This is a genomic window from Gottschalkia purinilytica (genome assembly GCF_001190785.1).
Taxonomy (GTDB): domain Bacteria; phylum Bacillota; class Clostridia; order Tissierellales; family Gottschalkiaceae; genus Gottschalkia_A; species Gottschalkia_A purinilytica.
Genome location: NZ_LGSS01000016.1, coordinates 19,645 through 34,340 on the forward strand (window position 1 = coordinate 19,645; position 14,696 = coordinate 34,340).

The following is a 14,696-nucleotide window of genomic DNA, read 5'->3' on the forward strand; positions in this document are numbered from 1 at the left end:
GTACACTTACTTAATTTGTCAAAGGAGTTTTTATTATGACTAAAATCTTTTTCTTAAAGGAGATGATGGTATTCCAAGTTCGTCTCTATATTTAGCAACAGTTCTTCTAGATATGTTAATTTTTTTAGATTCTAATATATTAGATATTTCTTGATCACTAAAAGGCTTTTTACAGTCTTCATTTTGAATTATTTCTTTTATTAATGATTTTATGGTTGAAGAAGAAACATATCCATCCTTAATTTCAACTTTATTTGAAAAGAAAAATTTCAACTCAAAAATACCTTTAGGGGTCTGTATATACTTTCCATTAGTTGCTCTACTTACGGTGGATTGATGTACTCCTATATCATTTGCTACATCCTGCAATGTCAGAGGGTTTAATATATTTTTATTAAAAAAATCAATTTGAAACTTAAGAATAGAGCTAGATACCTTTTTTATAGTACATTTTCTTTGTTCTAAAATTTTTGACAGCCATAGTGCAGAATTAAGTTTATCTGTAAGAAAATTTATAGTATTTTTATCATTAGAATTATTTAATAACTGTTTATAAAAGTTACTTATTATTATATTAGGATGAGCAGTTTCATTAGATTGTACTATGTATTCGTTATTAATATGATGTAGAATGATATCGGGCTTTATGTATTTAACAGTATTACCACTTTGATTAAATTCTCTACCAGGTTTTGGTTCTAAAGACTTTATTAAATCACATGACTTTTGTACTTCGGCTATGTTAATATTTAACGATTTTGCTATCTTATTTAGTCTATTTTTACCTACATCTTCTAGATGTTTATTGATTATATGATAAACTGTTAAGTTATTTATTTTTTTCATATTAAGTTGTATAGTCAAACACTCTTTTAGGTCTCTTGCTCCAACACCATATGGATCAAATGTTTGTATTACTTTAAGAATACTTTCAACTTTTTTATGTGATTCATTTACTTGAGCAGAAATTTCTTCTACTGTATTATTTAAATATCCATTATCATCTAGACTTTCGATTATAAATTCACCAATTTTTTTATCTTTACCTTTTAAATTACATAAATTAAATTGAAACATTAAGTATTCTTTTAGAGTTTTTTCATAGTACATAAAATTTTGAAAGGAAGGCTTGTCATTGTTTCCTACACTATAAGACTTATAATATCCGCTGTTTATGTTATGATCTAAATACTTTTTCCAATCTATATTATATTCCTGTTTAGTATAAAGTGATCTATTTTCATCTGAGGCATAGTTATCGTTTATTTCAATTAAAGGATTTTTTTCCATTTCTTTTTGTAGATAATCGTACAGTTCTTGATTATTAAATTGTAGTATTCGTATTGCTTGCTTTAATCTTGGAGTTATTATTAGCTTTTGAGACTGTGATAAGTTTAAATCAAAGCTTTGTAACATTTAATCACTCCCAAATGATAAATATTATTTGTCAGTAATTGAAAAATTATAAATATTAATACAATTAAATTATAACATATAGTTATAATGAAAACGATATTTTAAATACGATTCTTATTTCCATAAAATAAAATTTAGTTTATAAGTGTATAAATACATATTTCCATATAATACAATTATTTGATATTATAAAAATAAGTATTCATAGTTTAAGAAATAAAGTAGATTAATAAGTTAAATAAGGATATTAAGGGGGTTTATGTTGAGGTATAGGGGAGTATTAAGTATTATATTAACTATTTTTATCTTGGTTAGTGAGTCTTATGCTTATGGATATAAAGAAACATTAAAGATAGCAGGTGATAATAACTATCCACCGTATGAGTTTGTAGATGAGAATGGAAACTATAAAGGATTTAATGTAGACGTAATGAATGCTATATCTATAGAGCTAGGAATAGATATAGAAATAATTCCTATGAATTGGAATGATGCTCTTATGTCTTTAAGAAGAGGAGAAGTTGATATAGTACAAGGAATGACAAAAAGCTTATACAGAAAAAGTATTTTTGAATTTTCAAATGAACTTGTTATTAACTCACAAGCAATATTCGTTAGAAAAGATACTAGCTTTGTAACTGAAGTTAAAGATTTATCAGGATTAAAAGTTGCATGTCAAAAAGGAGATGTATCTGATGAGCTGATACGAAATGTTTCAGATATTACTTTATTAGAGAAAGAAAATCAGGGATTAGCTATAGAAGCATTGTTAAATAATGAAGTTGATGCTTTTGTTGGAAATAGGCTTACAGGATTATACTATCTTCAGAAAACCAAGAGGATAGAAGATGTAAAAATTGTAGGAGAGCCTATGCATACAATACAGTATTGTTCTGCAACTAAAAAAGGGGACAAAGAAACATTAGCAATTTTAAATGAAGGTATAAAGAGAATAAAGAAAAATGGTACATATGATAAAATATATAAAAAATGGTTTGGAGAAAGTTTTTCAGATACAAATGAAAAATGGAAACAGCTATTTTATATAGCTCAAATAATGATTATTATTACATTGGGATTTACATTATCTGTATACTACTGGAATAAAAGATTAAAGAAAGAAGTAGAAAAGCAAACGAGAGAAATAAAAGAAAAACAAAAAGAAATAGATCAAAATGATAGACTAAAAGGGAAGATAATAGAGAGTATTATAAGTGGGATAATTGCATTTGACTCTACAGGAAAAATTATAAACTTTAATAGCTTTGCTAAAAATCTGTTAGAAGTAGATATACAGGAAGGTATGACTTGGCATGATATTGATATATATGAAAGAATAAAAGTTGAAGAAATAAAAAGAGTATTATCTAACGAGACATTGAAAAAAAGTATACAATGGAAACTAAGAAATGGGGAAATAAAGTATATAGATTGTAGTATTATTCCAATAAAGGGTCCTGAGTGTGTTGAAGGTGTAATAATGTATTTTTATGATTACACAAAAGAAAAAAATTTGAATGAAATGATTATTCACCATGACAAGATGCAGGCACTTGGAAAACTATCAGCAGGAGTAGCACATGAATTGAGAAATCCTCTAACATCAGTAAAAGCATTTATAGACATGATTCCAGAAAAAATTGATAATATTAATTTTAGAGAACAACTTATGCGGATAGTACCACAAGAATTAAATAGATTAAATAATCTTGTTAGTGTTTTATTAGACTATTCAAGACCTAAAGAATCAAATCCTCAAGAAGTTTACTTTGATGAATTAATTAAGGATGTTTTACTACTTCTTAATCCACATTTTAAGAAAAAAGAAATAAAGATAACTCAAAAATTCAATAATTTAATATTTTGGGCAGATGTGTCTCAAACAAAACAGATAATACTTAACATAATAGTAAATAGTATTGATGCAATAGTTAAAAAAGGAAGAATTGATATAACAGGTCATATTGAAGATGATAAGGCTGTAATAAGAATATGGGATAATGGATGTGGTATAAATAAGTCAAATATAAATAAAGTATTTGATCCATTTTACACTTCTAAAAAAGATGGATATGGAATAGGACTATCTATAACTCATCAACTTGTACAAGAAAACAAAGGTGAAATATCTATAAAGAGTGTAAAGGGAGAGGGAACGCTTGTTACTATTCGATTTCCAATATATCCAGATTAATTAATGATCAAAGGGGTGGATATTGTATGAATAACATTCTTATTATAGATGATGAACCAGCAATTCTTACTGCTTTACAGTTTGGATTAGAGGATAGCTTTAATGTATACTGCACTTTAAATGTACCAGAAGGTATAGACATGATAAATGCTAAAAATATAGATTTAGTTCTCTTAGATCAATATCTAGGTGAATATCATGGATTAGAGGTACTTCAGACTATTAAGAAGAAAAATCCAGAGGTTTTGGTTATTGCTATGACTGCATATGGAAGTATCGAATCTTCAATTGAGGCTATTCAAAATGGTGCATATTATTACATAACTAAGCCATTAGACATAACCGGACTTAAGCTTCTCATTAATAAAGCTCTTGATTATAAGAATCTTACTAATAAAGTAGCAAATTTAACTAAAAAAATAAGTGAAAACTCTAATAAGTATAATATAGTTTCATCTAGTAAATCTATGAACGAGGTATTTAAAATAATAGATAGAATAAAAGATTTAGATATAAATGTTTTAATAACAGGGGAAAGTGGAACTGGAAAAGAGCTAATAGCTAAGGCGATACATGATCTTAGTAAGAGATCATCAGAGCCATTAGAGATTATAAATTGTGCTGCTATACCTCATAGTTTACTAGAAAGTGAGCTATTTGGTTATGAAAAAGGAGCTTTTACAGGTGCAAATCAAAGATATAAAGGAAAGTTTGAACTAGCAGATAAGGGAACGTTGGTTTTAGATGAAATAGGAGAAATGGATGTTTTTTTACAAGCTAAGCTTTTAAGAGTTATACAAGAAAAAAGGATTACTCCACTGGGAAGTGAAAAATCTATACCGGTTAATTTTAGACTTGTGGCTTCTACAAATAAGAATTTATTAGAGGAAGTTAAAAAAGGAACATTTAGAGAAGATTTATTTTTTAGATTAAATGTAATATCTATAGAGATGCCTCCACTTAGAAAGAGAAAAGAAGATATACCTTCTCTTGCAAAATTTTTTATGAATAAATACAGTTCCATGTTTAATAAAATGGTTTCTGGAATATCTTCAAGTGCAGTAGGAATTTTAGAAAAGTATGATTACCCAGGTAATGTAAGAGAACTTGAAAATATTATTGAAAGAGCCGTAGCATTAACTTCGGATAATATAATAAATGTAAAGGATCTTCCTAGAGAGATAATAGAGGGTGTTGAAATTAGTACAACCTCTGAATGGATTCCTATATATATAGGGGAGTCACTAGCAGAGGCAGAGAAAAAACTAATATTAGCTACATATAGATATTGTAATGAAAATAAAAGAAAAACAGCAAAGATACTGGGAATTAGTGAAAGACATATTCATACAAAATTAAAAAATTATTTAGAAGAAGAGAAAATATGAAATAATTTCAGTATATGAAATTATTTCATATTTTTGGTAAAAGAGATTCAAATATTTGAATCTCTTTTTTTATTAAATAATTAAATTTAAAATATTTTAAACATGTATTTACCAATGTTTTAGATTGATATAAAAAAATATTATTTTAAATTTAAAAGGTTGGCACAGTTTTTGTATATATATTAATGCAAACATATATTATGTTTTTTAAATTATTCATGAAGGAGTGAGATTTTAAGAATTAGAAAAATCATTAAAAAAATAATAACCGTTTAAAAATTTTAGGGGGGTCTATTATGAAGAAAAAGAGGTTGTTATCAGGGCTATTAATTGGTTTGATGGCGTTTTCGCTAGTAGGGTGTGGAGTATCAGGGGATGACATATCACAAATAGTTATAGGAAGTGCTAATCCTATGACTGGAGATTCTGCTCAATTTGGGGATATGAAAGTAAAGGCAATTCAACTTGCTATAGATGAGGTTAATGAAAAAGGGGGAATAGATGGAAAAAAAGTTAAATTAGAAATAGGTGATGATACTGGAAATCCAAAAGAAGCACCAAATGTTGCTCAAAAATTTGCCTCTAATGACGAACTATTAGCGGTTATAGGTCACTGGAATAGTTCTTGTACCTTAGCTGCAAGAGGAATATATGATTCTTCAGGAATACCTGTTATAACTGACTCAGTAAATAAAGCTGTTACAGATGGAACTACTCCTTATGTATTCCGTGTATCTTTAACAGATACAGATCAAGCAAATAAACTTGCTGAATACGCTTATAAAAAATTAGGCAAAAAAAATGCAGCTATTTTATTTACAGCTAATGATTTTGGAACTGGTTTAAAAAATGATTTTACTAAAAAATTTGAATCTCTAGGTGGAAATATAGTAGGAACTGAAACATATTTTGAAGGACAATCTAAAGACTTTAGTCCACAGCTTACAAAAATAAAAGGAAAAAATCCAGACTTATTATTTATAGCAGGATATTATGTTGAGACTGCATTAATTGCACAACAATCAAAAGAGTTAGGGCTAGATGTTGATATGCTTGGAACAGAAGGGATAAGTTCTGAAGAGCTTGTAAAATTAGGTGGAGATGCAGTAGAAGGAATAAAATTTACTGGCTTTTTCCATCCAGAAGTAGAATTCCCAGGGACAAAAGAATTTGTTAAGGCATTTAGAGAGAAATATAATAAAGATCCTGATACTTATGGGGCATTAGCATACGATTCAGCTAAACTTATTCTCGAAGGCTTAAAGAAAAACGGAGTATCAAGAGATGGTATTAAAAAATATTTAGAAGAAGTTAAAGATTTTCCAGGAGTTGCAGGACCAGTGTCATTTAAGAATAATGCAGCATCAAGAAACATAATTATCCTTACTGTTAAAGATGGAAAAATCGTTCCGGCAGATATTCAACCAGATAAATAATATTTAAAGATGGTGGAAACTTTCCACCATCTTGTATAAATATATAAACTTTAGATATCTAAAATCCAGAAAGAAGGTGAAGAAGCATGTTTTTAGAACATTTTAGTAATGGAATTGCTCTTGGAAGTATATATGCATTAACAGCTATAGGATTTACTATGGTATATGGAATTATAAGGCTTATAAACTTTGCACATGGAGATATATACATGGTGGGAGCTTTTATTGCACTCTTGGGAATTACTGCATTGAACTTACCTATAGTACCAGCTTTCTTACTTGGAATGGCAGGGGCTTCAATAGTTGGTATATTAATAGCAAAGTTTGCTTATAGTCCAGTATTTAAAGCACCAAGAATAAACTTGTTTCTTTCAGCCATAGGAATGGCTCTTTTCTTAGAAAACTTTGCAATGTTAGTATGGGGACCTGAAACTCAGTCTTTTCCTAATGTAATAAAGAATACTGTTTATGTATTTGGTGGATTAAGAGTTTCAAAGTTACAGTTGATTATTTTAGGAACTACAATAGTTTTAGTTTTAATCTTAACTTATATTGTTCAATATACAAAAATGGGAAAAGCAATGAGATGTGTATCTCAAGATATGGATGCATCAAGATTAATGGGAATTAATACAAATAGGATAGTATATTTTACATTTGCTTTAGGATCATCTTTAGGTGCAGCAGCAGGGGTATTAGTAGGAATGTATTATAAGGCAGTGTTTCCTATGATGGGATTTGTACCAGGACTTAAAGCATTTATTGCGGCAGTTATTGGAGGAATAGGAAGTATACCTGGTGCTATGTTAGGCGGTATTATAATGGGAGTATCAGAAAGTTTAGGAGCAGCATATATTTCATCAGGATATAGAGACGCAATAGCTTTTATAATTTTAATAATAATTCTATTATTTAAACCAGCAGGAATACTAGGAAAATCAGTTAGAGAAAAAGTATAAAGGGGTGAGATAGCATGGGCAACTTTTTGACAGTACTGAAAAATTTAGCCATATATACAATAATACTTTATATAGCTATAAAAGTTATGTCAAAGGTATTCGACTTTATAACAAGGTACTTTTCAAAAGCAGATAAGAAAACAAAGATCATATTAATAACAGGAATTTTAGCTTTAGTGCTAGTTTGGCCAATAATATTTTCTGGTCAGCCATACGTTCTTAGAACTAGTATTATAGCGCTTATATATATAGCTCTTGCACTGAGTCTTAACATAATATTAGGGTTTGCAGGACAGCTTTCAATGGGGCATTCTGCATTCTATGCTATAGGAGCATATACTACAGCTCTACTTACTGTTAATTTCAAAGTTTCTTTTTGGATTGCATTAATTGCAAGTGCTTTGATATCAGGAATATTTGGCTTATTACTAGGGATACCTACATTAAGATTAAAAGGAGATTATCTAGCAATTACTACAATAGGATTTGGAGAGATACTACGTCTAGTTTTAATAAACTGGACAGATGTTACGAAAGGACCTGCTGGAATTCCAGGAATTCCATCACCATCTATATTTGGTATGACAATAAGAAGTAACATAGGATATTTTTATCTAATACTTATCTTAGGTATTTTTACAATATTTATATCTTTAAGACTTTTAAATTCAAGACTTGGAAGAGGTCTTATAGCAATTAAAGACGACGAAATAGCAGCAGAAGCTATGGGAATCAATCCCATATATTTAAAGATACTTGCATTTGTACTAGGTTCAGCTATCGCAGGTATTGCAGGTGGATTTTTCGCTTCATTTATACACTATGTTAACCCAGATAACTTCACATATATGGAATCAGTAGTTATATTAACTATGGTTGTGCTTGGTGGTGTTGGAAGCATACCAGGAGTTATTATTGGTGCGACAGTTCTTGCAGTATTACCAGAAGCATTAAGAGATATAGCAACTTATCGTTATGCTATTTATGGAATACTGTTAGTTATGATGATGATTATAAGACCACAAGGTATGATTAGCATGGATAGCTTAAAAGGAGGTGGCAATAAAAATGAGAATAATGGAAGCAAAAGGCGTTACAAAGTCATTCGGGGGCTTAACAGCAGTAAATAACGTAGACTTTCATATAGATGAAGGAGAAATAGTAAGTTTAATTGGGCCTAATGGTGCTGGAAAAACAACATTTTTTAATCTTATTACAGGAATATATGAACCTACTTCAGGTACTGTTAATTTTTTAGGAGAGGAGCTTAAAAAATCAAAACCATATGAAATAACTAAATTAGGAATAGGTAGAACCTTTCAAAATATAAGATTATTTAGTAGTATGACAGTATTAGAAAATGTAATGGTAGGGCAATATTGTAGAACTTCTACTAACTTATTTGGAGCTATAATAAAAACTCCTAAAGTTAAAGAAGAAGAAAAAAGAGTGAGGGAAAAAGCTTTACAAATATTAGATTTTCTTGATTTAACTGATGTTAAGGATGAAATAGCAGTAAGTCTTTCATATGGACGTCAAAGAAAAGTGGAAATTGCAAGAGCTATTGCTACTGATCCAAAATTCATATTGCTAGATGAACCAGCAGCAGGTATGAATACAGGGGAAAAAGTTGAAATGACTAATTTAATAAAGAAAATACGAGGAAAGGGATATACTATACTCGTGATAGAACATGATATGAAGCTAGTAATGGGAATATCAGATAGGATAGTTGTATTAGATTATGGAAACAAAATAGCAGAAGGAGTACCACAAGAAATACAAAAAAATGAAAAGGTTATTGCTGCTTATCTTGGCAAGGGAGGTGCTTCATAATTATGTTAAAAGTAGATGACTTGAACGTATATTATGGAGGAATTCATGCATTAAGAGGGGTTACATTTGAAATAGATCAAGGTCAAATAGTAACTCTCGTAGGCAGTAATGGTGCAGGTAAAACTACCACATTACGAGCCATATCAAGTTTAGTTAAAACTAAAGGAAGTGTTAAATATAACGGGGAAGAAATAACTGGACTATCTTCAGAAAAAATAGTTGAGAAAGGTATAATACATGTTCCAGAAGGAAGACGTATATTTACAGCTTTAACAGTAGAAGAAAATTTACTAATGGGTGCTTACTTAAGAAATGATAAAGATGGAATAAATAAAGATTTAGAATTTGTTTATAAACTTTTCCCTAGATTGAAAGAGAGAGTGAAACAATTAGGAGGAACTTTAAGTGGTGGAGAGCAACAAATGCTTGCCATAGGAAGAGCAATAATGTCAGCTCCTAAACTTTTAATGCTAGATGAACCTTCAATGGGATTGGCTCCTATAGTAATAGATGAAATATTTGAAGCTATAAAAGAATTAAATAAGAGTAATGGACTTACAGTTCTTTTAGTTGAACAAAATGCTAATATAGCACTACAACTTGCAGATATAGGATATGTAATTGAAACTGGAGAAATAGCTTTTACAGGAGATGCTAAGGATCTTCTCTATGATGATAGAGTTCGTAAAGCCTATTTAGGAGAAGACTAAAAAGATAAAGTATAATATAATAACTTTTTAATTCAAAAATATGGAATTATTAATTAATTAGTTATAATTACCCTCAGACTTTATTATAAGTTTTGAGGGTTTTATTTTATTAATTTTTGATATTATATATGTTAAGGTTTTACAATTTTAAATAAAAGGAGTTATTTTATATTACTATAAGTGGTATAATCATATAAATTATTTCTTTTAAAAAAATCTTTAAATCATTTAAGATATATTTAAAGTAGATGACTTTTTATTATTAATTTAAAAGATTACATTTTGATTTATTTAAGAATAACAGGAGATAAATATGATGAATAATCCTTTTGTATTAGAAGAAAAAGGTAATATAGCGATAATTGATGGAAGAGCTTCCAGTAGTATAGTAAATAATCTTAAAAAAAGAAATCTAGAAGTTATTTTAACTTGTAAATGTGAAGAATTATATGATTCTATATCATATCATCCTGATATAGTGATACATCCCATAAACTATAATACATTAATGATTGCACCTAATGTATTTGAATACTATGAAGACATATTTTCATATAAAGGATTTAAGCTGATAAAAGGAGAGAAAAAACTGCTTAGAAACTATCCTGATAATATTGCATATAATGTAGCAAGAGTTTCTAAATATGCCATACATAATATAAGGTATACAGATGAAAAACTTAAGTTTTATTTAGAAAAAGAAGGTATAAGCTTTATAAATGTAAAACAAGGATATTCAAAATGTTCTACAGCCATAATAAATAATAATGCTATTATTACATCTGATGTTTCAATATATAAAGAGTCAAAAAAATATAATATAGATGTGTGCTTAATAAAACAAGGGTTTATAGAACTTCCTGGATTAAATTATGGATTTATAGGTGGAGCAACAGGAATGTTATCACAATATGAGGTGTTATTTACAGGAAATTATGAAGAGCATGAAAGTAAAAAAGCTATAGATAATTTTTTGAAAAAATATAGATTAAAACCAATTTTTTTAAGTGAAGATAAAATAATAGATGTAGGCTCAATTATTACTTTAAAATACAATTAATGTCTATTGTATTAACGAATATAGGAACTCATACAACATATACTACTATTACCTAAAAGAAAGGAGTGACATAAGTGGATTTGCTTTGTATTGAAACAAAATGCGATATATATAATATTGAAAAAATATTAAATGAAAATTTAGATTTTCTCAAGGAGAAAATTGATATAGATAGAAAAATTGATAAAATTGATGACACATTTTTTATAAAATATAAACTATCTGAGAGTGATAAAAAAAATGAAAAATACTTAAAGGTAGTATTTAGAGATTATATATCAAATGCTATATGTGATATTATATTTAAAATATATCAAGATAAAATAATAGATAGACAAATTTTTAGTTCTTTTTCTTATCTTGATAAAGAAGAAAAAGAAAAAGTTAAACATAAAACTACTGAGTACTTAAGAAAAAATGAATATCTTAACTTGGAAGGAATTATATTAAAGGTAAATAAAAGAACTAAAATTCTCAAAGAAATTTTGGAATATTTAGAGAATAATGATACTCTAAATATAGATGGATTTGTTAACTTTAGACTTAAATTCTATATAGATACTATAAAAGATGCTTTAGAAAAAAATGTGGAAGATTTTTTTATAGAAAAAGAATATAGAGAATTTATTAAGATACTTCAATACTTTGTAGAAATACAAGAGCCTAAATTAGATGAACTTAATATTATTTTTAGAGATGAAAAATATGAACTTATAGATAATAGAAATAGGCTCATAAATGATGAATTTATGCAGGAAATAGCAAATGAGTTATATGATATAGATATTAACTATGACGACTTATTAATAAGCTCACTTATAACTATAGCGCCTAAAAAGATAAAGATTCACTTAGAAGATGATATAGAGAGTGATATAATAAATATTATAAAAAATGTTTTTATAGACAAAGTTACCATATGTGATGGATGTGAACTTTGTGGATTTAGCGTTTTAATGGAAAGCAGTATAAATAAGGAAAAATAGTAAAATATAAATTCCAAAGGTTTCTTTGGAATTTTTCTATTTACAAGTTAAATTCAAAGTATGCTATAATAATTTAGCAACTATGAAATAACGGGAGGAATAATAAAATGAATGATGTTCTAAGAGTTTTATTACTTTCTATTATAGGAGCTATAATAGGATGGACTACAAATATTGTAGCAATTAAACTGATTTTTAGACCACTTAATCCTATAAATATATTTGGATATAAATTTCAAGGTGTTATACCTAAAAGAAAAACTGAAATAGCTAAGAGTATAGGGGATATAATAGAAGATGAACTATTGTCTATAGATGAAATTGTTGATAAGGCTTTAGAAGAAGGTAACATTACTCCTATAAAAGAAAAGCTAAAATTAAAAATAAATAAAATAGTTGAACAAAAGCTTCCTTCAATAATTCCAAATACTTTTAAAATTAAGATATATAGCTATGTTGATGATTTAGTAGAAAAAGAAGGAGAACGAATAATTGTTGACTTCATTGAAAATATAGTAAATAGCCCTAATCAAAAAATAAGTATTTCTAAAATAGTGGAAGATAAGATAAATGACTTTGAGTTACAAAAAATAGAAAAGATTATTTTATCAATCTCTAGTAGAGAACTTAAACATATTGAGGTTCTAGGTGGAGTTCTAGGTTTTATTATAGGAATAGTTCAAGGTATTATAGTAATATTAATATAAAAGCATGTTCACTACTAAAGTGTACATGCTTTTTTATATTAGTTTAAAATATTAACTTATATTTGCCATTTTATCAATGTTATTAAATTCTTCTATAAGTGTATCTAATTCTTCGCCAGTAAGAACTTCATTTTGAATGAGATAGTTAGCTACATATGCAATTAAATCTTTATTTTCTTGTATTATTTTTAGTGTTTCTTTATAACATGCGTTTATTATTTTTTTTACTTCACAATCTATTTTTTCAAAAGAGTATTTAATAAATTGATTTTGTATGGCTACATTACCAAGTGAACTCATACCGTAACTACATACCATGTCTAAAGCTATCTCAGTAGCTTTTAAAAGATCATCTTTGGCTCCAGTAGTTACCTCATTAAAAATTACTTGCTCTGAAGCTCTACCACCTAGTAAAACTTTTATTCTATTACAAAGTTCTTTTTCGGTTAAAAGATATCTTTCTTCATCTGGAAGCTTTATAACATAGCCTAAAGCTTGACCTCTTGGTATAATAGATATCTTTTGAATCATGTCAACATTTAATAATTTTCCAACCAACGCATGACCAGCTTCATGATATGCAACTATATTTTTTTCTTTATCTAATACGGAAGGATTTTTAACTTCTAATCCAGCTACTACTCTTTCTATAGCTGAATTAAATTCATCTATTCCAATAAGTTTCTTTTTATTTCTAACGGCAATTATAGCGGCTTCATTTGCTATATTTGCAAGTTGAGCTCCTGAAAAACCATGCGTTTTTTTTGCTAAGTCATTGATGTTAACACTTGAGTCAACAGGTTTATTCTTAGTATGAACACTAAGAATTTCTGTTCTAGATTTTATATTAGGATTACCAACATAAATATGTCTATCAAATCTTCCAGGTCTCAAGAGAGCTTCATCTAATAGATCTAATCTATTAGTTGCTCCTATTACTATTATAGTGCTACTTTTATGGAATCCGTCCATTTCTACCAAAAGCTGATTAAGAGTTTGATCTTTCTCGTTGTTACTATCAGAGTTTCTTTTTGATCCTATTGCGTCTATTTCATCGATGAAGATTATTGTCGGGGATTCTTTTTTTGCTCTTTCAAATAAACTTCTTACTCTTTTAGCACCAACACCAACATATTTTTCTACAAATTCGGAACCACTTGAATAGAGAAAAGTGGAGTTTGTTTCACCTGCTACGGCTTTTGCTAAAAGAGTTTTTCCTGTTCCAGGTGGTCCATGAAATAGTATCCCATTTGGAACCTTAGCACCCATTTTAACATACTTTTCAGAGTTATTAATAAAGTCAATTATCTCTTGTAACTCGTCTTTTACTTCGTGTAAACCAGCTACGTCTTTAAAAGAAATATCTGATTTATCTTTTTCATTTAAAGTTTCAGTTGTTTTTTTTCTTTCGCTGTTAATAGAAGCTGGAGCTAGAGATAATCTTGAATCTAATTTCAAATAATATATGAATAAACCCAAGGTAATAGCCCAAACTATAGTTCTGTCAAAAGAGTTAAAGTTATAGACATTTGTCTCGGCAAAATAAGTGTTATAAAATACAAAAGAAGAAAATATTGTACTGAATATAACTAAAACTAATATTATATTTTTTTTCAAGACACTAAACACCTTCTTTGTTCATAAATTTTCTATATTGAGATTAAGTTTATTATTATTTTAACCAATGAAAAAGTTAATATAAGAGTAAGAATTTACAATGTCAAGGAAAATTTTTCTATACTTATACAGAAATTAGTCAAAATATAATTATAACTGGCTAATTTCCAACATTAGTCTTGATTTGAATAATAACTTCCAAAAAATTAACTAAAAATCTTTTTTGATTTTTAGTTAATTTATAGGTTGTTCACTAATTCATAATATTAATTAACTTATATATAAGGAACACTTATTTGTAAAAATACTTAATGAAAAGCAAATATTGTGAAGTTTCAGCTGTTCAATACTTATTATCTTATTAACTTAATAAAAATTTGTGAAAGA

Annotated in this window: 12 protein-coding genes; 10 read left to right on the forward strand and 2 right to left on the reverse strand. The window is 27.9% G+C overall.

The genetic code is table 11. The features are described from left to right. Positions 1–39: 39 nt before the first annotated feature. Positions 40–1,416 (reverse strand): RNA polymerase factor sigma-54, encoded by a 1,377-nt coding sequence (gene rpoN / locus CLPU_RS13430; protein WP_050356185.1) that lies wholly within the window; start codon positions 1,414–1,416, stop codon positions 40–42. 259 nt (positions 1,417–1,675) lie between these two features. Between rpoN and CLPU_RS13435 the strand changes: the two genes are divergently transcribed. From CLPU_RS13435 to CLPU_RS13480, 10 genes are all read left to right on the forward strand, one after another. After that, on the forward strand, positions 1,676–3,610 hold the full coding sequence (locus tag CLPU_RS13435; protein WP_082154241.1) for a transporter substrate-binding domain-containing protein: 1,935 nt from the start codon (positions 1,676–1,678) through the stop codon (positions 3,608–3,610). 26 nt (positions 3,611–3,636) lie between these two features. Further along, positions 3,637–4,998 (forward strand): sigma-54-dependent transcriptional regulator, encoded by a 1,362-nt coding sequence (locus CLPU_RS13440; RefSeq protein WP_050356187.1) that lies wholly within the window; start codon positions 3,637–3,639, stop codon positions 4,996–4,998. Positions 4,999–5,294: 296 nt separating this feature from the next. Then, a complete protein-coding gene (locus CLPU_RS13445) occupies positions 5,295–6,434 on the forward strand; it encodes an ABC transporter substrate-binding protein (protein ID WP_050356188.1) in 1,140 nt (379 codons plus the stop codon). A gap of 86 nt (positions 6,435–6,520) precedes the next feature. Beyond that, the gene (locus tag CLPU_RS13450; RefSeq protein ID WP_050356189.1) at positions 6,521–7,393 is read left to right on the forward strand and encodes a branched-chain amino acid ABC transporter permease; all 873 of its coding nucleotides are present in this window, start codon (positions 6,521–6,523) and stop codon (positions 7,391–7,393) included. Between the two features lie 14 nt (positions 7,394–7,407). Beyond that, complete coding sequence (locus CLPU_RS13455) at positions 7,408–8,523, forward strand: branched-chain amino acid ABC transporter permease (protein ID WP_082154242.1); 1,116 nt, start codon at positions 7,408–7,410, stop codon at positions 8,521–8,523. Further along, positions 8,462–9,229 (forward strand): ABC transporter ATP-binding protein, encoded by a 768-nt coding sequence (locus CLPU_RS13460; protein WP_050356190.1) that lies wholly within the window; start codon positions 8,462–8,464, stop codon positions 9,227–9,229. Before CLPU_RS13455 ends, CLPU_RS13460 begins: the two co-directional genes overlap by 62 nt. A gap of 2 nt (positions 9,230–9,231) precedes the next feature. Continuing rightward, positions 9,232–9,939 carry an ABC transporter ATP-binding protein gene (locus CLPU_RS13465; RefSeq protein ID WP_050356191.1) on the forward strand — a complete coding sequence of 236 codons (708 nt, stop codon included), beginning with the start codon at positions 9,232–9,234 and terminating at the stop codon, positions 9,937–9,939. Positions 9,940–10,255: 316 nt separating this feature from the next. Further along, positions 10,256–10,999, forward strand: a complete 744-nt coding sequence (locus tag CLPU_RS13470) for a DUF6873 family GME fold protein (protein WP_050356192.1) — start codon at positions 10,256–10,258, stop codon at positions 10,997–10,999. 74 nt (positions 11,000–11,073) lie between these two features. Continuing rightward, the gene (gene ytxC, locus CLPU_RS13475; RefSeq protein ID WP_050356193.1) at positions 11,074–11,985 is read left to right on the forward strand and encodes a putative sporulation protein YtxC; all 912 of its coding nucleotides are present in this window, start codon (positions 11,074–11,076) and stop codon (positions 11,983–11,985) included. A 107-nt stretch (positions 11,986–12,092) separates the two neighbouring features. Next, positions 12,093–12,692 (forward strand): DUF445 domain-containing protein, encoded by a 600-nt coding sequence (locus CLPU_RS13480; protein WP_050356194.1) that lies wholly within the window; start codon positions 12,093–12,095, stop codon positions 12,690–12,692. Positions 12,693–12,743: 51 nt separating this feature from the next. Here the strand turns inward: CLPU_RS13480 and ftsH are convergent, their stop codons facing one another. Then, positions 12,744–14,309 carry an ATP-dependent zinc metalloprotease FtsH gene (ftsH, locus tag CLPU_RS13485; RefSeq protein ID WP_050356195.1) on the reverse strand — a complete coding sequence of 522 codons (1,566 nt, stop codon included), beginning with the start codon at positions 14,307–14,309 and terminating at the stop codon, positions 12,744–12,746. Between the last annotated feature and the right edge of the window lie 387 nt (positions 14,310–14,696).